Source organism: Actinomadura chibensis NBRC 106107 (genome assembly GCF_001552135.1).
Classification (GTDB): domain Bacteria; phylum Actinomycetota; class Actinomycetes; order Streptosporangiales; family Streptosporangiaceae; genus Spirillospora; species Spirillospora chibensis.
Genome location: NZ_BCQP01000019.1, coordinates 73,894 through 95,844 on the forward strand (window position 1 = coordinate 73,894; position 21,951 = coordinate 95,844).

Consider the following 21,951-nt stretch of genomic DNA (forward strand, 5'->3'; position numbering starts at 1 on the left):
TCGGAGTCGTCGTCGCGCTGCCCGAATCGCGCTGCCCAACCTTAGGACGTCGGGGATAACGTTCGCGTTCGGTTCACCGCGGTCGTATCGCACGTGGGGCCGGGGACCGGACGCGCCCGGCGGTGTCCGGAGATGTGATCAATGTCATTCCGGTCCGCCCGTAACCGGCGATGTCACCGTGGATCACCAGGTGAGATCTTCGCGGATCTCGTTACGGCGCGCCCCGCACACCCGTTATGGTGCCCTTCGCACCGGGGATCGCGGCTCCCGATCCCGGCGCGATCGAGAGGGTGTGACGGGGATTGAACGGGGATCGGTCCTCCGCGCGGGCCAGGGGGCGGCGCGGAGTCATGGGGTTTTTCCGGCGTGACCGGCTGACGGGGCAGGTCACGGCGGGGCTCGTCGGCGTGCTCTGCGTGAGCGCGCTCGTCTACGGCGTGGGCACGGCGAGCGCCAGGTACAAGCTGTCCGACGTCGGCGCCTGGCTCAGCGCCGGGGCGAAGGGCCTGGTCGTCCACGCCAACGGGCTGGCGGGCAAGGTCGACGGCAAGGCGGCCGTGGTCCCGCAGATGCGCGGCCACCATATCAAGATCGTTCAGGACGGCACGACCGTCCTGCTCGTGGACGAGGACACCGGCGTCGTCAGCCGGATCGACCCGTCCCAGCTCACGATCACGGGCAGCCGCCCGGTCGGCGGGCCGGGGCTGCAGGTGCTCGCCGGGGCGGGGGCCGCGTACACGGTCGACCTGGTCAAGGGGGTCGTCCAGCAGATCGACCCGCTGCGGCTCACGCCGCTCGGCGCGGCGACGACGCTCACCGCGCCGCTCGGCCAGGCGGGCATCGACGCCGACGGGATCCTGTGGGTGCCCGAGCCGCGGACGGGGAAGGTCGTCCCGTTCCGCGGGTCCGGGCGGGGCGCGCCGGTCGGCGTGGGCGAGCCGGGCGACCGGCTGGCGCTCACCATCGCGGGCGGACGTCCCGTGGTCGTCGACAGCACGTCCGCGACGGCGCTGGTCGTCCGGCCGGAGGGCGCGCAGCGGATCACCCTGCCCGCGCCGGTCGCGCGGGCGCGCGGCGGCGTCAAGGTCCCGGCGGTCACGGACGGGCAGCTCGTCCCGATGCTCGGCGACGGCGGCGCCCTGTACCTGCTGAACACCGGCGTCGGACGCGTCGACTCGGTCGCGCTGCGCATGCCCGACCACGCGTTCGAGCCGCCGCACGTCCTCGGCTCGCGCGTCTACCTGCCCGACCGCACGTCCGGCCGCCTGCTGGTCTACAACGTCGACGGCAACGCCTGGGAGCGGCCGATCGCCGCGACCCGCCCCGGCGGGACGATCGAGCTCCTCGTCCGCGACCACATGCTGTGGGTGAACGACCCGAACGGCGCGGTCGCCCTCGCGTTCGACCCGGGCGGCGGCGTCAAGCGGATCAAGAAGTACGACGACCGGATCCCGGGCGGCGCGCGGCGGCCGCTGCCCGTCCAGGCGGACCCGGGCGGCGGGCGCGGCAACCGCAACGGCGCGGGTGGCGGGCCGGGCGGATCCAACGGCGTCCCGCCCCGGGGCAGGCCGCCGAAGGCCCCGGCGAAGAGGGACCCGACCGCGCCCGACCCGCCGACGCCCGTGGCGTCCGGCGACAACGGGGCGGTCAAGGTGCGGTTCACGCCCGCCGTCCAGCCGCCGGGCGTGTACCCGGTGACGCGGTTCGTCCTGCTCGACCAGGCGGGCGCGCCGGTGGCCGGGGCGAGCCCGGCGCGGTTCCCCGCGAACACCCGCGGCGGGACGTTCACGGTCGGCGGCCTCACCTGCGACACGACGACCCACGTCTACAAGGTCGCCGCCGAGTACAGGGGCAAGGACGGCAGGGCCGCCTACAGCGAGTCCGGCGACGTCGGCGCGACCGCCTGCACGGCCCCCGGCCCGGCGACGGCGCTCACCGCGACCGGCGTCGACCACGGCGCGAACCTCGCCTGGGGCGCGTCGTCCGGGTACGACGTCACCTACGACATCGCCTGGGACGGCGGCTCCGCCACGACCAAGGGCACGTCCAAGTCGGTCACCGGGCTGGCCAACGGGCGCACCCACACGCTGACCGTGACCGCCCGCAACGGCGCCGGGTCGTCCACGCCCGTGAGCACGTCGGTGGACCTCGACCCCGCCGCCCACGCCCGGACCTACAACGGGCACCACAACGAGACGACCAGCACCTACCTGCACACCGGCCCGGCGACGACGGCGCCGCGCGACGGCTCGTTCCCCAAGGGCTTCACGGGAGCGGTGAAGGTGATCTGCCAGGAGACCGGCGACCGCGTCCAGGACCAACAGGACCCGCGCCTCGTCAGCACCGTCTGGGACAAGATCGAGTATGGGGGCCGGGTGCGCTGGGTCAGCGACATCTACGTGACCACCCCCGGCTCCGACTCGGGGACCTTCTCTTCGACGCTCTGGGGATGCAGCTGATGACCGAGAACGGGGCCATGGACGCGGAGGCGCTGGTCGCGCGGTTCGCGCAGATGTTCGCGGCGCTCGCGGGCAACGTCGAGCGGGTGGTGCGCGGCAAGCGGGAGAAGGTGGAGCTGGCGCTGGTCTGCCTGCTCGCCGAGGGGCACCTGCTGGTCGAGGACGTCCCCGGCGTCGGCAAGACGACGCTCGCCCGCGCGATGTCGGCGTCCGTGGACGCCAAGTGGGCGCGCATCCAGTTCACCCCCGACCTGCTGCCGAGCGACATCACCGGCGTGTCGATCTTCAACCAGGGGACGAGCGCGTTCGAGTTCCACCCCGGCCCGATCTTCGCCAACATCGCCGTCGCCGACGAGATCAACCGCGGCTCCCCGAAGACGCAGTCGGCGCTGCTGGAGGTCATGGAGGAGCGCCGGGTCAGCGTGGAGGGCGCGCCGCACCCGGTGCCGCGCCCGTTCATGGTGATCGCGACGCAGAACCCGGTCGACATGGACGGCACCTACCCGCTCCCGGAGGCGCAGCTCGACCGGTTCCTGATGCGGATCTCGATGGGCTACCCCGACCACCAGGCGGAGGTGGCGCTGCTCGCGGGCGCGCCGACCGGCGCGACGCTCGACCAGATGCCGCCGGTGATGGCCCGCGAGGACCTCGCCCGTATGATCGACTTCGCGCAGCGGCTGCACGTCGCGCCGCCGCTGTTCGACTACCTGGTGCGGGTCGTCGCGGCCACCCGCGAGCATCCCGACCTGCGGCTCGGCGCGTCGCCCCGGGCGAGCATCGCGCTGCTGCGGGCGGCGCGGGTGCGGGCGGCGGCGGCCGGGCGGTCCTACGTCGTGCCGGAGGACGTGAAGGCGCTCGCCGTGCCGGTGATCGCGCACCGGCTGGTCGTCACGCCGGAGGCGGAGCTGCGCGGCCGCACCGGCGCCGACGTCGTCGGGGAGGCGCTGCAGAACGTGCCGACGCCGCAGGCCGCCGGTGTCTAGCGGCGGGGTGTGAGGTGCTGACGCCGCTCGGCTGGGGGACGGCGGCCGGCTCGGTCCTGCTCTACGCGGCGGGCTGGTGGCTCGGCTACCCGGAGCCCGCGATGCTCGCGGTCGCCGGGCTGGCCGCGGTGGGGGCCGCCGCGCTGTGGACGCTGCCGCGCCCGCGGCTGGACGTCCGCCGGGAGATCGCGCCCGCGAAGGTGGAGCGCGGCGAACCGGCGGTGGGCGTCCTGCACGTGACGAACCGGGGACGTTCGGCTCGGGGTCTGAGCGCGCATGACACCGTGTTCACCGGGGGGCCTGGGGGGTCGTCCCCCCAGAGGGGCAAGGCGGGGGCGGCGCACGTGGCGGTGGACGTCCCGCGCCTGCGCCCCGGCGGCACCCGCTCGGTGACCTACCGGCTCCCGACGGACCGGCGCGGCGAGATCCCGGTCGGCCCGCTGCGGCTGGAGCGGGCCGACCCGCTGCGGCTGGCGCGGCGCGTCCGCGAGTACGGGGAGCCGCGGACGCTGCTCGTCCGGCCGCGGACGGTGCGGCTGCCGCTGCTGCCGTCCGGCCGCGCGCACCACCTGGAGGGGCCGACGAGCGACCGCTCCCCGGCGGGGACGGCGACGTTCCACGCGCTGCGCGAGTACGTGATCGGGGACGAGCTGCGCCACATCCACTGGAAGTCCTCGGCGCGGACGGGCACGCTCATGGTCCGCCAGCTCGTCGACGCGAGCCTGCCGACGACCACGGTCGTGCTGGAGGCGCGTCCGGACGCGTGGGCGGAGCCGGACGACTTCGAGCTGGCCGTCGACGCCGCCGCGTCGGTCGCGGTGGGCGCGGCGGCGGCGAACTTCCCGGTCCGCGTCCTGACCGGCGACGGGCCGCTCGCCGACACGCGCGGCGGGCCGGGCGACGTGGAGGTGCTGCTCGACCGGCTCACCGCCGTCGCGCCGAAGGAGGGGCCCCGGTCGGCGGTGGACGCGGTGCGCCGCGTCCACGCGGGCGGGTCGCTCGTCGTGGTCGCGTCGGGCGCGGCGGAGCTCGGGCGGATCGCCGCCGTCCGGAGCCGGTTCGACCGGGTCGTGGTGCTGCGGGTGCGGCCGACCGGGCCCGCGCCCGCGCCGCCCGGCGTCCACGTGATCGACCTCGCCGACCTGGACGGGCTGGCCGAGTCGTGGCGGCGCCTCGGGAGCGTCCGGTGACCCGCTACGCCTCGCTCGCGGTGACCGCCTGCCTGGCCGCGGTCGCCGGGCTCGCGTTCCAGCGGGTGTTCGGGTTCGGCCCGGTGCTGCCGGTCGCGGCGGTGGCGGCGGTCGTGCCGACGGTGCTGTGCGCGCTGCTGTCCGGCCCGCGCGGGAAGCCGTGGCCGCTGTGGATCTCGGTGGTGCTGACGGTCGTGGCGTGGGCGGGCACGGTCACCGTGACGGTGCTGCGCCCGGCGCTCGGCGACGGGACGCTCCCGCGGACGCTCCGCGAAGGCGTCCTCGGATCGTGGAAGACGATCCTCACCACGCTGCTGCCCGCCCCGGCCGAGCCGGAGCTGCTCGTCCTGGTCAGCCTGGTGGTGTGGCTGGCGGCGTTCGCGTCCGCCGAGCTGGCGCTGCGGACGGCGCTGCGCGCCGTGCCGTGCGTGCCGTCCCTCGCGGCGTGGGCGGTCGCGCTGCTGCTCGGCGTGGACGGCCCCGGCTCCAACGTCCCGCTCGCCGCCGCGACCGTCGTCCTCATCGCGGTGCTCGTCCTGCTGCGCGCCGACATGGCCGCCCCAGGGGTGGCGTGGCGTCCGCTGGCGGTCGGCGTCCCGGCGGCCGCCGTGCTCGGCGGGCTGGCGTTCGCGTCCGGGCCGGTCGTCCCGGTCGCCGCCGAGCCGTACAACCCGCGCGAGCAGGTCCGGGCGCCGCCGCCGCAGCGGCGCGACAGCGTCAGCCCGCTCGACCGGGTCGGCGGGTGGCTGCTGAGCCCCGACCAGGTGATGTTCACCGTCCGGTCCGGGCGGAGCGAGATCGAGCGGCTCGCCGTGCTCGACCGCTTCGACGGGGTGACGTGGTCGTCGACGGCGCGGTTCGTCCCGACCGGGCGGCGCGTGCCGGAGGGGCCGAAGCCGGGACGCGAGCACCGGGTGGCGCAGCGGATCACGATCCGCGACCTGCCCGGCGTGTGGGTGCCCGCGGCGGACCGTCCGCGCCAGGTGGACGGCCTGCCGGTCGTCGTGGACCCCGCGAGCGGGGCGCTCGCGGCGGCGCGGCCGCTGCGTCCGGGGCAGGCGTACCGGGTCGACTCGGTCGTCCCCGAATGGACGGCCGACGACCTCGCGGACGCGGCCGTCGCCACCGACGCGGAGGCGCGGGCCGCGCGGGAGCTGCCGTGGGGGCCGGGGGCGAAGGAGCCGCCCGTCCAGATCGCGGAGTTCCGGCGGTTCGCGGAGTCGGCGACGCGGGGCGCGGTGTCGCCGATCCAGAAGGCGGCGATGCTCGCCCAGTACCTCAAGCGGTACGCCAGGTACGACGTGACGGCCCCGCCCGGGCACAGCTACCGGCAGCTCGACTACTTCCTCGGCGAGGGCAGGCGCGGGACGCCCGAGCACTTCGCGACCGCCTACGCGCTGCTCGCCCGGACGGTCGGCCTGCCGTCCCGGGTCGTGGTGGGCTTCGACGGCGGGAACCGGGTGGGCGACACCGTCCAGGTCCGCTCCGGGGACGTGATGGTCTGGCCCGAGGTCAAGTTCGACGGTCTCGGCTGGATCCGCTTCAACCCGCTGCCCGACAGCGCGCGCCGGTCCAAGAAGGACGACTCGGTCGCGGCGGGGGAGACGGAGCAGAAGCTGGAGGAGGCGCAGAAGAACGCGGCGTCCCAGCAGCGCGGGCAGGGGCCGGGGAACACGCCCCAGAAGAAGCCTCAGACGACGGCCGTGTCCGATGAGGGCTCGCCCTTGCCCTGGTGGGTGTTCGCGTCGGTCGGGGTCGGCGTCCTGGTCATCGGCTACGTGCTCGCCGTCCTGCTCGCCCCGGCCCTGCGCAGGCGGCGGCGCCGGACGGGCACGCCCGCCGCCCGCGTCACGGGCGCCTGGCACCAGGCCCTCGACCACCTCGCCGACGTCGGGCTGTCCACCGTCCGGACGCTGACCGCGCACGAGGTCGCGCAGTTCGGCGCGTCCAGCGTCGGCGCCGACGCCCACGGCCACCTGCGCCCGCTCGCCGACCTCGTCAACCGCAGCCGGTTCGCCCCGTCCGGGCCCGCCCCGGACGCCGCCGACCTCGCCTGGCGGCACACCGACGAGCTCGGCCGGCTCGTCACCGCGAAGGCCGGGCGGCTGCGGCGCCTCCGCCGCCGCCTCCACCCGCGCTCCCTGCGGGACCGCCGGGACGTCACCTCGCGGGGAGGCTGACGGCGATCTCGCCGCCGAGCGCCGCGCCCGCCTCGAGCTCCAGGTCGTCGCCGCTCCAGAACCGTCCCGGGTCGAACCAGTTCGGGCGGCGGCCCTTCTTCAGCAGCCCCATCGCCTGGTAGGTCACGGCGACGATCTCGGCGCAGAACGCCGTCTCCAGGTCCTGCTCCCGCTCGGCCGGGCGCCGGATCGGCACGCGCCCGCGCACCCACCGCGTCGCCAGCCGGGACGTGGACGGGAACGGCGTGCCGTCCAGCCGGGCCACCGCGCGCAGCGCCGCGTCCTCCATCTCCCGCGTCGGCGGCGGGTCGAGCTGGCGCAGCCACGCCCGCTGCCCGTACCGGTTCCCCCAGACCAGGACGGCGTCGCGCAGGTCGTGGAGCTGCGCGCCGCGGTGCCGCCCGCCCGACCACAGGTCGGGGAGGGAGCGGCCCAGCTCGGCGTGCCACATGAGCGGCGGCAGGTCGTCGACGACCAGCGCCATGCCGACGTGGTTGACCGGGCTGTTGGTCGAGAGCTGGATGGCGCGGTCGGCGACCGTCCGGCCGCGGAAGAGCCACACGTCCCCGGTGCGGGTCAGCTCGGCGGCCTCGTCGAGGGGGATGCTCGTACCAGGCATGATCGATACGGTATCCGTATGCGTCTCCTCAAATCCCCTGGTCTGTGGAAGGCACTGGGCATCGCCGGGTTCCTCGGCGTCGCCGCGACCGGCGCCGTGGTGGTGCGGGCCGAGCGGCGGCGCCGCTCCTACACGCCCGAGGAGATCCGGACGCGCCTGCACGAGCGGCTGGCCGAAGGGGCCGGCGAGGCGTCCGGCGGAGGGCGCGGGTGAACGTCCGCGACGTCCGCGCGCCCGGCCCGGACGACCTCGACCGCGCCTGGCGCGCCGTGTCCGCCGCGCTCCCGCCGACGCCGGTGGCGCCGACCGACCTCGCCCCGGACGCGCTGCTCAAGCTGGAGACGTTCCAGCCCATGGGCGCGTTCAAGGCGCGCGGCGCGCTCGCCGCCGTCGCCGCCCTGCCGGACGGGGTGCCCGCCGTGACGGCGAGCGCGGGCAACCACGGGCTCGGCATGGGCTACGCGGCGGCCCGGTCTGGCGCGGACGTCACCGTCGTCGTGTCGACCCGCGCGTCCCGGGCGAAGGTCGAGAAGATCGGCGCGTTCCCGGTGCGGCTCGTCCAGCACGGGACCACCTACGACGAGGCCGAGGCGTACGCGCGGACGCTGCCCGGCCACTTCGTGTCGCCCTACAACGACCCGGCGGTCATCGCGGGGCAGGGCACCATCGGCCGCGAGCTGGACGAGCAGGCCGGGGACGGCCCGCTCACCGTCGTCGCGCCGGTCGGCGGCGGCGGGCTGCTCGCCGGGCTGAGCCTGTGGGCGCGCGAGCGCGGCGACGTGCGCCTCGTCGGCGTGGAGTCGGCCGTGTCGCGCGGCGTGTCCGCCTCGATCGCGGCCGGCCGGGTCGTGGCGGTGGAGGTCGGCGACACGTTCGCCGACGGCCTGCCGGGCAACCTCGAACCGGGCTGCGTCACCCCGGCGGTGATCGGCCCGGACGCGGTGCTGACCGCCGTCGACGACGACCGGATCCGGACGGCGATGCGCTGGCTGTTCCGCGAGCACGGCCTCGTCGCGGAGGGCGCGGGCGCGGCCGGGGTCGCCGCCGTCCTCGCCGGGGCGGTCGAGGTCACGGGCCGTCTCGTGGTGGTCCTGTCGGGGCGCAACATCACCGTCCCGACGTTCACCGCGGCGATCGCCGAAGGCTGAACCTGCGCCATATCTCCCTAAATACCGGTCATTTCGGAACGGATCCCGCTACGGTGTCCGGTCAGACGGGGTGGTGATCAGAACGGTGCGCGCGGGTCTACGGCTGCTGTTCCGGCGCGACCGGCTGACGGGCCAGGTCGCGGCCGGTCTCGTCGGCGCGCTCGCGATCGCCGCCGGCGCGTACGGGGTGGGCGTGGCGAGCGCCAGGTACCGCCTCGCCGACGTCGGCGCGTGGCTGAGCGCGGGGAGCCGCGGCCTCGTCGTCCACGCCAACGGCCCGGCGGCCAAGGTGGACGGCAAGACGGGCGTGATCCCGCAGATGCGCGGCCACGAGATCCAGGTCGTCCAGGACGGCGCCACCGTGCTGATCGTCGACCTCGTCACCGGGGTGGTCAGCAGGCTCGACCCGGCGCAGCTCGACATCGGGCAGAGCCGCCCGCTCGGCCAGGGCATCCAGGTGCTCGCCGGGGCGGGCAAGGCGTACACGGTCGACTCGATCAAGGGCGTCGTGCAGCAGATCGACCCGGTCGCGCTGTCCCCGGTCGGGCCGCCCGCGACGCTGCCGCCGCTCCTCGGCCAGGCCGGGATCGACGCCCGCGGCGCGCTGTGGGTGCCGGTGTCGCGGAACGGCGAGGTGTCGGCGTTCGCGGACGGCCGCCTCCAGCCGCCCGTCAAGGTCGGCGGCGCGGGCGACAGCCTGGCCCTCACCATCGCGGGCGGGGACCCCGTCGTCACCGACTCGACCGCCGCGACCGCGACCGTGCTGAAGCCGTCCGGGGCGCGGCTGACCGTCAGCCTGCCGACGACCGTCCGGCGGTCCGGGCGGGGCGGCGTGCTCGCCCCCGCGCGCACCGAGGGGACGACCGTCCCGCTGCTCGTGCCCGGGACCGGCTCCCTGGTCACCGTCGACACCGGCACCGGGCGGTACTCCAGCACCCGCCTCACGATGCCGCGGCACCGCTACCGGCCGCCGCAGATGCTCGGCCCGAAGGTCTATATCCCGGACGAGACGGCGGGCGCGCTCGTCGTGTACGACGCGGCGGCCAACCGGTTCGAGGCGCCGGTCCCGGTGTCGGGACGCCCGTCCCGGCTGGACGTCTTCGTCCGGGACGGCCTGCTCTGGGCCAACGACCCCGGCGGCCCGCACGCCGTCGTGATCGACCGGGGCGGCGCGTCCAAGGGGATCGACAAGTACCGGGACCGCGTCGCGGGCGGTCCGCGGCGCACCGCGCTCCCGCTGCCGAGCGGCGGCGGCGACCCGGCGCCGCCGCGCCGGCCCTCGGCGCCGCCGCGGCCGCCGCGCCCGGGCGAGCCGCCCGCCGCGCCGGCGAACGTGACGGTCACGCCCGGCGCCGGGACGATGCGCGTCGACTACCAGCCCTCGCGGGGCGACGGCGTGCTCGGGTTCGTGCTGAAGGACGTCCCGTCCGGGCTGGCCGCCGCCCCCGCCGCCGCCGGGCCGGGCGGCGGGCCGTTCACGGTGACCGGCGGCGACTGCGCGCGCGAGTACCGGTTCCGCGTCGCCGTCCGCTACCGGGACGCCCGCGGCCGGACGCGCGAGCTCGCGTCCGCGCCGAGCGACCCCGTCCGGCCGTGCGTCACGCCGGGCGCGCCGACCGGCCTCACGGCGCGGGCGACGCCGTCCGGGACGAAGGTCGCCTGGACGCCCCCGCCGGGCGCGGACGCCCCCGCCGCCTACAAGCTGAGCTGGGACGGCCCCGTGAAGGGCAGCCGAACGGTCTCCGCCGCGTCGGCGTCCCTCGGCGACGTGTGGACGAACGGCCCCTACACCTTCACCGTGTCCGCCGTGAACGGCGCGGGCACCGGCTCCGCCGCGAGGCTGGACACGAGGCTCACCGGCCCGACCGGCAGATATCCGGTCGAGCGCAACGGGAAATCCACCTCCTACGTCAGGGACGCTCCCGACGTCGAGAACGGCAAGACCGTCGTCACCATGAACGACAACAACGGCGAGATGGTCGACGTCCACTGCCAGGTGAAGGGCGCCTACTTCAAGCGCAATGAGACGCTCGCGGGCGACAAGTACGCCTACATCACCTATCAGGGCAAGAAGGGCTACGTGATCGGCTACCTGGTCGACACTCCGGGCGACTGGAACAGTTTCGCCGGGCCCGCGGTGTGGACGTGCGAGCCGTCCATGACCTTCTACCCGTCGCAGTAGGCCCGCCCGGCGGCGCGACTGTTCAGCCCTTCTGCTTCTTCTGCTTTCCCTTGGGGACGCACGCGGGCGCCGACCACGCCACGTCCGGCGCCCGGCCCTGGTTGAGGCGCAGCACCGCGCCGACCTTGAAGCAGTAGAGGGTGTTCGGGCGCAGGCCCGGCATCGTCGCCGAGCGGGACCCGGCCCGCACCGTCACGATCGGGGTCGTCCCGGCGGGCTGCTGCTGGATGAGGAGGGGCAGGTCGCGCGCGGCGGGCGGGAGCGTCCAGATCAGCGCGGCGGCCCGGCCGACCGGCCTCGCGACGACCTTGCGCGGGCGCGCCGCGGCGAGCTGGGCCGGGGTGACCGGCTGGGGCGGGACGTCGGTGGCCTGGCCCTGCGGCGCCGGTTCGGACGCCGCCGGGGCTCCCGCATGCGGCCCCGTCCGCTCCGGGCCGCCGCTTCCGGACAGCGCGAGCGCTCCGACGCCGAGCCCGAGCCCGCCGACGAGCGCGACGCCCGCCGCGACGATGAGGCCCCGGCGGGGACCGTCGTCCGGACGGTCGTGCGTGAGCCGCCGCGGGTCCGCGTGCGGCGTCGTATGGGGATTCGTGTGCGGGTCGGTGTGCGGTGCGGTGTGCGCGCCGCTCGCGCGCGGGTCGCCCGGGGCGGGCGGCGCCTGCTGGAGCGCGGCGGCCCGCCGCATCGGGGCGTCGTGGGGGAGGAGGGCGTCCGGCGACCGCGGCGGCGCGGCGTCCGGATGCCACGGGGACGGCGGCGCGGGCGCGGACGGCCCCTGCGCGGTCGGCGCCCACTCCGGGACGCGCGGCGGCCCCGTCCCGGCCGACGGCGGCGGCTGGGACGCGTCGGGGAACGTCAGCCGGGGCGCGCCCGACGAGGAGAACCCCCCGGACGGGAACCCGCCGGACGACGAGCCCGGCCCGCCGTCGACCGGCGCGGCCGGCAGGACGGCCCCGCCGCTGTGCGCGACGTCGGTGACCGGGAGCCCCAGTTCGGCCTGCACCCGCTGGAGGGCCCGCGCGAACTCCACGGCGGTCGCGAACCGCTGCTCGGGCGTCTTCGCCATGGCGCGCCCGATGACGTCGGCGACCTGCGGCGGGACGTCCCCGCGCGGGATCGGCGGCGGCGCGTCGTTCAGGATCCGCAGCATCAGCAGGGCGATGCCCTCGCCCGGCGGGCCCTTGAACGCGGGCTGCCCGGCGAGCAGTTGGTACAGCGTCGAGCCGAGCGAGTAGATGTCGCTGCCGACGCCCGGCTGCTTTCCCTCCAGCACCTCGGGCGCCGCGTGGTGCGGGGTGAACGCCTGCGTGTGGGTGGCGTCGAAGCTGTCGACGAGGCGCGCGATGCCGAAGTCGGCGAGCGCGGGCTCCCCGTACCGGGACAGGAGCACGTTCTGCGGCTTGACGTCGCGGTGCAGGACGTCGGTCTCGTGCGTCGCGGCGAGCGCGCCCGCCATCTTCACGCCGATGCGGAGGACGTCCGCGACGGGCAGTGGCCCCTCCCGCGCGAGCCGGTCGGTGAGCGCGCCGTGCTCGAAGTACTCCATCGCGATGTAGGGGCGCCCGGACCGGGTGGTGCCGGTGTCGAGCACGGTCACGATGTTCGGGTGGCCGGACAGCCGGCCGGTGATCTTGCTCTCCCGCTGGAAGCGCCGCATCGCCGCGTCGTCGACCGAGCCGATGGACAGCACCTTCAGCGCGACCATCCGGTCGAGGCGCTCCTGGTGCGCCCGGTAGACGACGCTGAAGCCGCCCTCGCCGACCTGCTCCAGCACGCGGTAGCCGGGGACGTCCTCGGTCATGGGCAGGAAGATCCCTTTCGGTGGCTCGTCCGGGTCGCGGCGGGGGGCGCGATCTTTCGATGTGGTGCGGCCCGGGGCGGTTCCCCGGCGCTCGACAGCGTAGTACGGGGACGAAACGGGCGCGGCTGTTCCCGGTGCGTTCGCCCGGCCGCCGGGCCGCCCGTCCCCGCCCGCTCCGGCCGCGGGAAATGGGCGGCAATTCCAAGGGCTGATTAATCAGTGTCCCAATTCCGTTCCGGCCGCCGCCGGGTGCGGCCTAACCTCTGGTTTCGCCACGAAGGAACGGCCCGGAGGGAGCGGCCCGCCGTGACGGAGGACGTCCTGACGCATTCGGCGACGGAAACGCCGGCGGCGAAATCGGCTTATGGAGATCTTGTCCGGATGGCCTATTTCGTGCTGCCGGGACGGGGAAAGCGCGTCTACCGCCTCGCGGTCGCGCGCCGGATCGTGGACGGCACCGCGCGCGGCGCCCGCGACCGCTCGCCCGCCGGGTACGCGCGCCGCCGCACCCGGGTGCTGCGCCGCGCGATGCGCCCGTCCCGGCGGCTGCGCGTCGGGCTCGGGCCGTGGCTGCGCGCGCTGCCGCCGCGGCTGCCCGACCCGGCGCTCACCGCCGCGCTGGCGCGGCTCGACCCGGAGGTCCGGGTCGCCTACGTCCTGCGGCACGTGGAGGGGCTGCCGCGCTACGCCGTCCGGGACCAGCTCATCGAGCTGCGGGTGCGCGACCCGTGGGCGGCGATCCGGGCGGCGGACGCGACCCGGCCGCCGGGCGGCCGGCGCCCCGAGCGGTTCGAGCCGGTGCTGCGCCCGGTCCGCACCCGCTCGGCGCTGCCGCTCGGCACCGCCGTCTTCCTCACCGCGGGCCTGGTCGCCGTGCTGGTCGCGACCGAGCACCAGGCGCCGCGCCCGCGCGGCCCCCGCGTCGTGACCGCCGCGCCGGACGCCTGGCGGAGCGTCCGCGCGCTCGACGCCTGGCCCGCGCGCGGCGACCTCGTCCGCGACCGGGCGTTCACCGCCCGCGCCGCCCGCGCGTGGGCGGCCCCCGGCGACCGGCGCGGCGTCCAGCTCCTCTACGCGGGGCGCGTCGACGGGGTGCCGCTGGCGGTGCTGCGGCGCGGCGACCGGCTGGCCCGGTACACGCGCGCCGACCTGGACGCGGTCGCCGCGCCCGCCGACCCGTCCGCGCCGATCGCCCTCGGCGGCGGGCGCTACCTCCTCGCGCCGTGGGACCCGCGTCCCGAGGCCCTGACCGGCGGCCCGCTCCCGGTCGCGGACGGGGTGACCGGCCCGGCCCGCGCCGCCACCGCCTGCGGGCGCGGCCCGCTCTTCCACCTCGGCGGGCGGACGCTCGGCGACCTCGGCGGCCCGCACCCCGCCGTCCTCGGCTACCACGGGCCTCGCCACCGGGCGGGCGGCGCGGAGCGGCCCGCCCGCCTCGGCGCGGACGGCCGCCGGGTCTGGAACCGCCTCGCCTGCCTCGTCCGCCCCGGCGCGCGGCCGGTCGCCGAGGCGACGGCCTGGGACTTCTGGACGGGCCCGCTCCCCGACGGCGGCAAGAAGGCCGACTGGGTGTGCACCCGCCTCGCCTACTCCGGCGGGGGCGCCGCCGCCCGCGCGACGCTGCTCGGCGCGGGCGACCGGGACACCGGCCCCTGCGACGCCGCGCGCCCGGTGAGCGGGACGCGGTGGCGGTCCCCGTCCGGCCGCTGGTACTACCTGGCCGCCGCCGGGCGCGGGCTCGTCCCGCACGCGACGGGCGTCGCCCGCCCGGACACGCGGAACCGGCTGCTGGTCGCGGCCGGCCCGCGCGACGCCCGCGTCACCCTGACCGCGCGCTGACGGACTCCCGCGGGCCCGGCCCCGGATCAGGGCGCGCTTACCGCGATCGGGCACACTGGGGGGAACCGAACCAGATTCAGGGAGTCGCAGATGGGCAACGGGCCCCTCGCCGGAGTACGGGTGATCGAGCTGGCCGGGATCGGGCCGGGCCCGTTCGCCGCGATGCTGCTGGCCGACCTCGGCGCGGACGTGATCCGCGTGGACCGGGCGTCCGCCGTCCGGGACGGGGCGGCGTCCGGCGGCACCGACTTCACCAACCGCGGCAAGCGGTCGATCGCGGTCGACCTGAAGCACGACCTCGGCCGGGACGTCGTGCTCCGCCTCGTGGAGAAGTCCGACGTGCTGCTGGAGGGGTTCCGCCCCGGCGTCACCGAGCGGCTCGGGGTCGGCCCGGACGCCTGCCTCGTCCGCAACCCCCGCCTCGTCTACGGCCGGATGACCGGCTGGGGGCAGGACGGCCCGCTCGCCCACACCGCGGGCCACGACGTCGCCTACATCGCGATCAGCGGCGCGCTGCACGCGATCGGCCGCGCCGGGGGACCGCCGCAGGTCCCGATGAACCTGCTCGGCGACTTCGCCGGGGGCAGCATGTACCTGGTCGTCGGCGTGCTCTCCGCCCTGCTTGAGGCGAAGCTCAGCGGGCGCGGCCAGGTCGTGGACGCGGCGATCGTCGACGGCGCGGCGCACCTGTCCACGTTCATCCACGGCTTCCTCGCGGGCGGCCTCTGGGAGGACCGGCGCGGCGTCAACATGCTCGACACCGGCGCCCCCTGGTACGACGTCTACGAGACGGCCGACGGCGGGCACATGGCGGTCGGCGCCATCGAGCCCCAGTTCTACGCCGAGTTCCTCCGCCTCGTCGGCCTCGCCGGCGAGGACCTCCCCGCCCAGCACGACCGCGACGGGTGGCCCGTCCTGCGCGACCGGTTCGCCGCCGTGTTCCGGACGAGGACCCGCGACGAGTGGACGGAGGTCTTCGTCCCGAGCGACGCCTGCGTGGCGCCCGTCCTGTCGATGACCGAGGCGGCGGAGCACCCGTACAACACGGCCCGGGACGTCTTCCCCGAGCTCGCCGGGCACCGCCAGCCCGCCCCGGCCCCGCGCTTCTCCCGCACGCCCGCCGGGACGGACGGCGTCCCCGTCCTGCCCGGCGGGCAGACCCGCGCCGTCCTGGAGGACCTCGGCTTCGAGGACGCCGAGACCCTCCTCAAGGAAGGCGCCGTGGCCCAGTCCTGATCCGCCGTCAGGCCCGCTTTTCGAGGCGCGTGCCCTGGCGGAGCGCGATGGACATGATGTCGCTCGGCCCGTCGAGTTCGAGGCGGTGCCAGCGCCCGCGCGGCACGATCACCGCCGTGCCCGCGGTGAGCCGCACCATCTCCTCCGCGCCGCCGGGCTCCGCCGCGCGGAAGTAGACCCGCAGCCCGCCGTCCAGGCAGCAGACCGCCTCCTCGGCGGCGGGGTGCATCTCCCAGAGGTCGGCGTGGACGTCGGCGTCGGTCTCCACGTGGAACGTCCCCACCTGCCAGGAGCCGTCGCCCTCGGTCATCCGCCGCTCGGCGGCGCGGACGCCGCCCTCGGGGTGGAACGCGATGGCGGACGCGAACATGTCGATCGTCTTCATGAGCGTGTTCCTTCCAGTCGGGGTTCCGCGACCGCGGCGGACGAGTCCACGGCGGCACGGCGGGGGAGTGCCAGGGCGACGAGCGCGGCCAGCGCGAACAGCCCCGCGCCGACCGCGAGGCTCAGGGTGAAGCCGTCGTTGAGCGCCGCCGGGGACGTGCCCGCCCCGGTGCGGTGCGCGGCGACGGTGGCGAGCGCGGCGACGCCGACGCAGCCGCCGAGCTGCCGGGAGCTGTTCAGCAGGCCGGACGCCATGCCCGCCTCGCGCGCCGCGACGCCGGTCGTCGCGGCGGCCGCGACGGGCGCGAGGACGAGCCCGATCCCGACGCTCCCCACCACGGACGGGCCGAGGACGTCGGTGAGGAAGCTCCCGTCCGGGCTCGCCAGCGCGAACCAGCCGAGCCCCGCCGCCGCGAGCACCGCCCCCGGGACCAGCGACGCGCGCGGCGACCGGGCCGCGCCGATCCGGGTGGCGGCGACCGTCCCGAGCACGACCCCGGCCGAGAACGGGAGGAAGGCCGCGCCGGTCGCGGCGGCGCCCATCCCGAGCACCTCCTGCATGTACAGCGACACGAAGTAGAACCCGGCGAACTGGCCCGCCGCCGCGAGGAAGACGATCACGTTCGCGCCGCCCACCCAGCGGCTGCGCAGCAGGCCGAGCCGGACGAGCGGGGACCGCGTCCGCGCCTCGACGGCGGCGAAGGCGGCCAGCAGCGCGAAGGCGGCGGCGAGCGTCCCGAGGGTGGCGGCGGACGTCCACCCCCGGACGTCGGTGCGGACGACCCCGAACACCAGCAGCCCGATCCCGGACGTGGCGAGCACCGCGCCGAGGACGTCCATCCGCTCCCGGGGCCCGGGGCTGCGCGACTCGGGCACGCCCGCCGGGACGAGCGCCAGCGCGACCGCCACGATCGGCAGGTTGACGAACATCACCCACCGCCAGCCCGCGTACTCGGTGAGCACGCCGCCCGCGAGCACGCCGAGCGCGCCGCCCGCCGCGTTCACCGCGCTCCACACGCCGAGCGCGCGGACGCGGGCGCGGCCCTCGGTGAACGTGGTGGCGAGCAGCGCGAGGGCGGCGGGCGCGACCGCCGCCGCGGCGAGGCCCTGCCCGGCGCGGGCGGCGATGAGCTGCCACGGCGCCTGCGCCAGCCCGCCCGCGAGCGAGCAGAGCCCGAACAGGACGAGCCCGCCGGCGAACAGCCGGCGGCGCCCGTACAGGTCGCAGGCCCGGCCGCCGAGCAGCAGGAACCCGCCGAAGGCGAGGGCGTAGACGTGCACGACCCACGCGAGGTCGACGGGCGCGAAGCCGAGCGAGGCCCGGACGGCGGGCAGCGCGACGTTGACCACGGCCATGTCCAGCGCGACGACGAACTGGGCGGCGGACGCGGCCGCCAGCACGGCCCCTGGATGTCCCCGAGTATTTTTGTACATGTAAGAAAAATAGCCCGGCACACCGCCGGATGTCGAGCCGGAATGATGGACCGCATGCCGCAGCCGCCCGCGAAGCCGCCGTCCGCCCCGCGCGGCAGGCCGCCGCGCATCTCCCGCGCGGAGATCGTCGAGGCCGCCCGCCGGATCGTGGACGAGGAGGGCGTCGACCGCCTGACCATGCGCCGCCTGGCCCGGGACGTCGGAAGCACCCCCATGGCCATCTACCACCACGTCCGCGACAAGGAGGAGCTGCTCGTCCTGCTGCTGGACGACTACGCCTCCCGGTCGATGCGCAGGCCGGAGCTGCCCGCCGACCCGCGGGAACGCGTCGTCGTCCTCGCCGCCGCGATCCGCGACGTCCTCGCCGCGTACCCGTGGGTCGTGGAGCTGCTCTCCGCCGACGACCTGCTGGCCGAGTCGGCGCTCTGGTACGTCGAGCGGATCATCGGCGCGCTCGTGGAGTGCGGGCTCGGCGTCGAGCGGGCCGTCCACGCCTACCGGGCGATCTGGTACCACATGGCGGGGGAGCTGATGATCCGCGCGGCGTCCGGCCGCAGGCGCGACCGCGACGACCGCCCCACCTACCGCGACCGCCTGTTCGCCGACCTCGACCCGGACGAGCTGCCGAGGCTGGCCTCGCTCGGCGGCCGCTGGGCGGCGCTCACCGCCGAGGACACCTACCTCGACGGGCTGCGCGCCCTCGTCGACGGGCTCGTCCGGGCGGGCTGAGGCCCGGTCGGGCGCCGAAAAGGCCGACGCCGCCTCCCCGGCCCGTGCTCACGTCCGTGGCACGGAGTCCATGGGAGGCGGCGCCGCGCCCCTCGGGCGGTGTCAGCCGACCGCGTCGGCGACCGCCGCGGACCACAGCCCGAGAGCCTCGTCGACCTGCTCCGCGGTGACGATCAGCGGCGGGATCATCCGCACGACGTTCCCGTACGCGCCGCAGGTCAGCAGCAGGAGGCCGCGCTCGGCGGCGGCCTTGTGCGCGCGCTGCGCGGCGGCCGCGTCGGGCTCGCCGTCCGCGCCGGTGAACTCGCTCGCCTGCATCAGCCCGAGCCCGCGCACGTCGCCGATCACCGGGTGGTCGGCGGCGACCTTGCGCAGCCCGTCGCCCAGCCGCGCGCCCTGCCGGGCCGAGTTGCCGACGAGGTCCTCGTCCTGGACGACCCGCAGCGTCGCGAGCGCGGCGGCGCAGGCGACCGCGTTGCCGCCGTAGGTGCCGCCCTGCGAGCCCGGCCACGCCTTCTCCATCAGCGCCGCCGGGGCCGCGATCGCCGACAGCGGGAACCCGCTGGCCAGCCCCTTCGCGGTGATCAGGACGTCGGGGCGCGCCGCGGAGTGCTGGTGGCCCCAGAAGCGGCCGGTGCGGCCGAAGCCGGTCTGGACCTCGTCCACGACCAGCAGGATCCCGTGCCGGTCGGCGCGCTCGCGCAGCCCCTCAAGGAACGCGGGCGGCGCCGGGATGTAGCCGCCCTCGCCGAGCACCGGCTCGACCATGAACGCGGCGGTGTCGGACGCCGGGCTGACCGTCGCGAGCAGGTAGTCGAGCTCGCGGAGGGCGAACCGGACCGCCTCGTCCTCGGACCAGCCGTACCGGTACGCCTGCGGGAACGGCGCGACGGCGACGCCCGGCATCAGCGGGCCGATCCCGGCGCGGAACTTGGTGCCCGCCGTGGTGAGCGCGGCGGCGCCCATCGTCCGGCCGTGGAAGGAGCCGTGGAAGACGACGATGTTCTGCCGTCCGGTCGCGTGCCGGGCCAGCCGGATGGACGCCTCGACCGCCTCGCTGCCGCTGTTGAGGAAGAACAGCGAGTCGAGGCCGTCCGGGAGCACCTCGCCGAGCGCGTCGACCAGCCGCAGCAGCGGCTCGTGCATGACCGTCGTGTACTGGCCGTGGATCAGCGTCGCGACCTGCTTCTGCGCCGCCTCGACCACGCGGGGGTGGCAGTGCCCGGTGTTGGTGACGCCGATGCCCGCCGTGAAGTCCAGGTGGCGGCGGCCGTCGGTGTCGTAGAGGTACACGCCCTCGCCGCGCTCGGCCAGGACGGGGGTCGCCTGCTTGAGCAGGGGTGAGAGCGTTGCCATGCGTCCCTCCGATGATCGGGTCTGGTGATCGGGTCTGGCGGTAGATTGTCGACAATCTGCAATGTAGGTGGCCGGACGGCCGACTGTCCAGTGGCCCGGCCGCCCGCTGCCCCGGCCGCCCGGTGACCCGCGCGCTAGCCGACGCGGAGCCGGTCGATGGAGTCGGTCATGTGCTCCTCGATGAGCTTCAGCAGCCGCTCCTCCTCGCCGTCGCCGATCGCGTCGACCAGCCTGCGGTGCTCCTCGACCAGCTCGGACGGCTCGGGATAGGTGTCCTGCAGCGCGTTCAGGCACATCCGCGTCTCGACCAGCAGCGTGTGCGCCATCCGCTCCAGCCGCTGGCTCCCCGACGAGCTGACCAGCACCTCGTGGAACGCCTGGTCGGCGTCGCTCATCGCGACCCGGTCGCGCTGGCTCGCGGCGTCGACCAGGGCGTCCAGGGCGTCGGTGAGCCGGGCCACCGCCTCGCCCCGGTTGCGCTCCATGATGAGCCGGCACGCCTCCCGCTCGATCGCGAGCCGGGCGAGGTAGACGTCCTCGACGTCGCCCTCGTCCAGCGTGATCACGAACAGCCCGCGGTGCGGCTCGCTGACCAGCAGCCCCTCCTGGACGAGCCGCTGCATCGCCTCGCGCAGCGGGCCCCGGCTGATGCCGAGCCGCCCGGCCAGCTCGGCCTCGCCGAGCTGGGCGCCGGGCGCCAGCGACCCGTACATGATCGCCGAGCGCAGCTCGTCCGAGACGATCTCGACGGTGGACTTCCGGGGGACAGGTTCCAGCTCACCCAACTGGCCCATTGCTGCGGGCCCCTTTCGTCTTATAGCTGCGGGGTACGGCTTCCCCGCTCGTCATCAGGCGTGGCGGCGGGCCCGGGGACGGGGGCGGGCGCCGCGAAAAGCGTGCCGAGCCCGGTGCGCGGCGCGAGCCCCGCCGGGCCCGCCGCGAGGCGCAGCCCCTCCCACACGCTCACCTGGTTCGCGGTCAGGACCGGCTTGCCGACCCGCGCCTCCAGCTCGTCGAGCCAGGACACGGTGTGCAGCGCGGTGTCGGGCACGAGCACCGCCTCGGCGTCCGGGTGGTCGTTGGCCGCGACGAAGGCGAGCACCTCGTCCCGGCCGAGGGTGCCGACCTCGGCGGCGGTGACGATGCCGCGGCACGACAGCGCCACGACCTCGATCCCGGCGTGCCCGAGGAAGGCGACGAACCGCTCCGCGACGTCGGCCGGGTAGGTCGCGGCGACCGCGACCCTGCTCAGGCCGAGCGCCCTCGCGGCGTGCACGAACGCGAACGACGTGCTGGACGCGGGCACCCCCGCCGCCTCCGCGACGCCCGCGACCTGCTGGGCCGCGCCGTCCCAGCCGAAGACGAAGCTCCCGCTGGTGCACGCCCACACGGCGGCCTGGACGCCGGTGCCGCGCAGCGTCCGCGCCCCGTCGCCGAGGACGTCGGCGCCGCCGATGTCGAGCAGCGCGTCGACGCGGTGGGCGTCCTCCCGCATCAGCGTGTGGACGACCGGCAGGCTCACGCCGCCGAGGGCGCGCTCGATGGCCGGGTAGTCGTCCTCGGCGCTGAAGCCGGGGTAGAGGAAGCCGGCGCTCAAGGAGTTCTGACGCATGGGATCGCTCATCCTAACGCTCGTGTCGATCATGCCGCGGTGGACGGGGCGAGCCGCACGAGCGACTGCCCGGGACCGGCCGCCGAGCGGCCCATCGCGCGCAGCGCCGTGCACATCGTCACCTGGTTGGCGGTGAGGACGGGCTTCCCGATCATCTGCTCCAGCGGCGCGATGATGTCGTAGGTCGGCACGTTCGTGCAGCTGATGTAGACCGCGTCGGCCTCCGGCCGGTCGACCGACGACACCGCGGACACGATCTCGCCGTAGCCGACCTTCCAGATGTGGCTGAGCAGCCCCATCCCGACGGACGACACCACCTCGATGCCGTACTCGCCGAGGAACGACACCAGCCGCTCGGTGACGGCGTCGATATAGGGGGTGACGACCGCGATCCGCCGGACGTCGAGCAGCCGCAGCGACTCGACGAGCGCGCCGGACGTCGTCGTCGACACGGGCGCGCCCGCGGCCGTCATGGCCTGGTTGAGCTGCAGCTCGCCCGCCTTGCCGCGGATGAAGCTGCCGGACGCGCAGGCGTAGGCGACGGCGAGCGGCTCGGGGGCGAGCACGTCCCGGGTCGCCTGCCGGACGATCGACTGGTCCGACAGCGCGGAGGCCATCTCCACGGTGACCGGCACCGGCACGTACGGGAGGCGGGTCATGAACAGGGACACGTCGTCGGGGGTCCACCGCCACAGCTCGCGGTCGAGGGCGAAGTCGAAAGGCGCGACCACGCCGATGCCGTGCTGGGCGAGCAGCTCGGGGCCGACGACCAGCGTGGGGTCGAATGCCATCTGCGGGG

Annotated in this window: 18 protein-coding genes; 10 read left to right on the forward strand and 8 right to left on the reverse strand. The window is 75.9% G+C overall.

The features are described from left to right. Positions 1 to 350 precede the first annotated feature (350 nt). From ACH01S_RS12995 to ACH01S_RS13010, 4 genes are read left to right on the forward strand one after another with little or no spacing between them, the layout of a single operon-like run. Complete coding sequence (locus ACH01S_RS12995; RefSeq protein WP_067890017.1) at positions 351 to 2,459, forward strand: fibronectin type III domain-containing protein; 2,109 nt, start codon at positions 351 to 353, stop codon at positions 2,457 to 2,459. After that, positions 2,450 to 3,442: an AAA family ATPase gene (locus ACH01S_RS13000; RefSeq protein ID WP_370671566.1), complete on the forward strand. Its 993-nt coding sequence runs from the start codon at positions 2,450 to 2,452 to the stop codon at positions 3,440 to 3,442. Before ACH01S_RS12995 ends, ACH01S_RS13000 begins: the two co-directional genes overlap by 10 nt. A 14-nt stretch (positions 3,443 to 3,456) precedes the next feature. Beyond that, positions 3,457 to 4,632 carry a DUF58 domain-containing protein gene (locus ACH01S_RS13005; RefSeq protein WP_067890019.1) on the forward strand — a complete coding sequence of 392 codons (1,176 nt, stop codon included), beginning with the start codon at positions 3,457 to 3,459 and terminating at the stop codon, positions 4,630 to 4,632. After that, positions 4,629 to 6,812, forward strand: a complete 2,184-nt coding sequence (locus ACH01S_RS13010) for a transglutaminase TgpA family protein (protein ID WP_148344597.1) — start codon at positions 4,629 to 4,631, stop codon at positions 6,810 to 6,812. The genes ACH01S_RS13005 and ACH01S_RS13010 overlap by 4 nt, the downstream gene beginning before the upstream one ends. Here the strand turns inward: ACH01S_RS13010 and ACH01S_RS13015 are convergent. Then, positions 6,793 to 7,431, reverse strand: a complete 639-nt coding sequence (locus ACH01S_RS13015) for a hypothetical protein (protein ID WP_067890025.1) — start codon at positions 7,429 to 7,431, stop codon at positions 6,793 to 6,795. The genes ACH01S_RS13010 and ACH01S_RS13015 overlap by 20 nt on opposite strands. An 18-nt stretch (positions 7,432 to 7,449) precedes the next feature. Between ACH01S_RS13015 and ACH01S_RS13020 the strand changes: the two genes are divergently transcribed. The 3 genes from ACH01S_RS13020 to ACH01S_RS13030 all read left to right on the forward strand — a co-directional run bounded on the left by ACH01S_RS13020 (position 7,450) and on the right by ACH01S_RS13030 (position 10,761). Further along, positions 7,450 to 7,644: a hypothetical protein gene (locus ACH01S_RS13020; RefSeq protein ID WP_067890028.1), complete on the forward strand. Its 195-nt coding sequence runs from the start codon at positions 7,450 to 7,452 to the stop codon at positions 7,642 to 7,644. Further along, positions 7,641 to 8,579, forward strand: coding sequence for a pyridoxal-phosphate dependent enzyme (locus ACH01S_RS13025; RefSeq protein WP_083980633.1), 939 nt, complete (start codon positions 7,641 to 7,643; stop codon positions 8,577 to 8,579). The genes ACH01S_RS13020 and ACH01S_RS13025 overlap by 4 nt, the downstream gene beginning before the upstream one ends. Before the next feature lie 85 nt (positions 8,580 to 8,664). After that, positions 8,665 to 10,761: a fibronectin type III domain-containing protein gene (locus ACH01S_RS13030; RefSeq protein ID WP_148344596.1), complete on the forward strand. Its 2,097-nt coding sequence runs from the start codon at positions 8,665 to 8,667 to the stop codon at positions 10,759 to 10,761. Positions 10,762 to 10,783: 22 nt separating this feature from the next. On the opposite strand, the gene ACH01S_RS13035 is transcribed toward ACH01S_RS13030, so the two are convergent. Continuing rightward, positions 10,784 to 12,562 carry a serine/threonine-protein kinase gene (locus ACH01S_RS13035; protein ID WP_067890034.1) on the reverse strand — a complete coding sequence of 593 codons (1,779 nt, stop codon included), beginning with the start codon at positions 12,560 to 12,562 and terminating at the stop codon, positions 10,784 to 10,786. Positions 12,563 to 12,943: 381 nt separating this feature from the next. Between ACH01S_RS13035 and ACH01S_RS13040 the strand changes: the two genes are divergently transcribed. Continuing rightward, positions 12,944 to 14,401: a hypothetical protein gene (locus tag ACH01S_RS13040; RefSeq protein WP_067890037.1), complete on the forward strand. Its 1,458-nt coding sequence runs from the start codon at positions 12,944 to 12,946 to the stop codon at positions 14,399 to 14,401. Positions 14,402 to 14,491: 90 nt separating this feature from the next. Next, entirely contained in the window at positions 14,492 to 15,637 is a 1,146-nt protein-coding gene (locus ACH01S_RS13045; RefSeq protein ID WP_067890039.1) for a CaiB/BaiF CoA transferase family protein, read from the forward strand. Positions 15,638 to 15,644: 7 nt separating this feature from the next. Here the strand turns inward: ACH01S_RS13045 and ACH01S_RS13050 are convergent, their stop codons facing one another. After that, complete coding sequence (locus ACH01S_RS13050) at positions 15,645 to 16,022, reverse strand: cupin domain-containing protein (RefSeq protein ID WP_067890041.1); 378 nt, start codon at positions 16,020 to 16,022, stop codon at positions 15,645 to 15,647. Next, positions 16,019 to 17,455 carry an MFS transporter gene (locus ACH01S_RS13055; protein WP_067890043.1) on the reverse strand — a complete coding sequence of 479 codons (1,437 nt, stop codon included), beginning with the start codon at positions 17,453 to 17,455 and terminating at the stop codon, positions 16,019 to 16,021. The genes ACH01S_RS13050 and ACH01S_RS13055 overlap by 4 nt, the downstream gene beginning before the upstream one ends. A gap of 54 nt (positions 17,456 to 17,509) precedes the next feature. On the opposite strand from ACH01S_RS13055, the gene ACH01S_RS13060 reads away from it, so the two are divergent. Continuing rightward, positions 17,510 to 18,184 carry a TetR/AcrR family transcriptional regulator gene (locus tag ACH01S_RS13060; protein WP_067890114.1) on the forward strand — a complete coding sequence of 225 codons (675 nt, stop codon included), beginning with the start codon at positions 17,510 to 17,512 and terminating at the stop codon, positions 18,182 to 18,184. Positions 18,185 to 18,286: 102 nt separating this feature from the next. On the opposite strand, the gene ACH01S_RS13065 is transcribed toward ACH01S_RS13060, so the two are convergent. From ACH01S_RS13065 to ACH01S_RS13080, 4 genes are all read right to left on the reverse strand, one after another. Continuing rightward, positions 18,287 to 19,540 (reverse strand): aspartate aminotransferase family protein, encoded by a 1,254-nt coding sequence (locus ACH01S_RS13065; protein ID WP_067890046.1) that lies wholly within the window; start codon positions 19,538 to 19,540, stop codon positions 18,287 to 18,289. A 134-nt stretch (positions 19,541 to 19,674) separates the two neighbouring features. Next, entirely contained in the window at positions 19,675 to 20,334 is a 660-nt protein-coding gene (locus tag ACH01S_RS13070; RefSeq protein WP_067890049.1) for a GntR family transcriptional regulator, read from the reverse strand. A 20-nt stretch (positions 20,335 to 20,354) separates the two neighbouring features. After that, positions 20,355 to 21,152, reverse strand: coding sequence for a maleate cis-trans isomerase family protein (locus tag ACH01S_RS13075; protein WP_067890052.1), 798 nt, complete (start codon positions 21,150 to 21,152; stop codon positions 20,355 to 20,357). Between the two features lie 29 nt (positions 21,153 to 21,181). After that, positions 21,182 to 21,943 (reverse strand): maleate cis-trans isomerase family protein, encoded by a 762-nt coding sequence (locus tag ACH01S_RS13080; protein ID WP_067890055.1) that lies wholly within the window; start codon positions 21,941 to 21,943, stop codon positions 21,182 to 21,184. Positions 21,944 to 21,951: the final 8 nt, after the last annotated feature.

Coding starts and splice junctions, on each gene's coding strand:
- ACH01S_RS12995 (WP_067890017.1), top strand. CDS start 351: ATGGGGTTTTTCCGGCGTGACCGGCTGACGGGGCAGGTCACGGCGGGG.
- ACH01S_RS13000 (WP_370671566.1), top strand. CDS start 2,450: ATGCAGCTGATGACCGAGAACGGGGCCATGGACGCGGAGGCGCTGGTC.
- ACH01S_RS13015 (WP_067890025.1), bottom strand. CDS start 7,431: ATGCCTGGTACGAGCATCCCCCTCGACGAGGCCGCCGAGCTGACCCGC.
- ACH01S_RS13020 (WP_067890028.1), top strand. CDS start 7,450: ATGCGTCTCCTCAAATCCCCTGGTCTGTGGAAGGCACTGGGCATCGCC.
- ACH01S_RS13035 (WP_067890034.1), bottom strand. CDS start 12,562: ATGACCGAGGACGTCCCCGGCTACCGCGTGCTGGAGCAGGTCGGCGAG.
- ACH01S_RS13040 (WP_067890037.1), top strand. CDS start 12,944: ATGGCCTATTTCGTGCTGCCGGGACGGGGAAAGCGCGTCTACCGCCTC.
- ACH01S_RS13045 (WP_067890039.1), top strand. CDS start 14,492: ATGGGCAACGGGCCCCTCGCCGGAGTACGGGTGATCGAGCTGGCCGGG.
- ACH01S_RS13050 (WP_067890041.1), bottom strand. CDS start 16,022: ATGAAGACGATCGACATGTTCGCGTCCGCCATCGCGTTCCACCCCGAG.
- ACH01S_RS13055 (WP_067890043.1), bottom strand. CDS start 17,455: ATGTACAAAAATACTCGGGGACATCCAGGGGCCGTGCTGGCGGCCGCG.
- ACH01S_RS13060 (WP_067890114.1), top strand. CDS start 17,510: ATGCCGCAGCCGCCCGCGAAGCCGCCGTCCGCCCCGCGCGGCAGGCCG.
- ACH01S_RS13065 (WP_067890046.1), bottom strand. CDS start 19,540: ATGGCAACGCTCTCACCCCTGCTCAAGCAGGCGACCCCCGTCCTGGCC.
- ACH01S_RS13070 (WP_067890049.1), bottom strand. CDS start 20,334: ATGGGCCAGTTGGGTGAGCTGGAACCTGTCCCCCGGAAGTCCACCGTC.
- ACH01S_RS13075 (WP_067890052.1), bottom strand. CDS start 21,152: ATGCGTCAGAACTCCTTGAGCGCCGGCTTCCTCTACCCCGGCTTCAGC.
- ACH01S_RS13080 (WP_067890055.1), bottom strand. CDS start 21,943: ATGGCATTCGACCCCACGCTGGTCGTCGGCCCCGAGCTGCTCGCCCAG.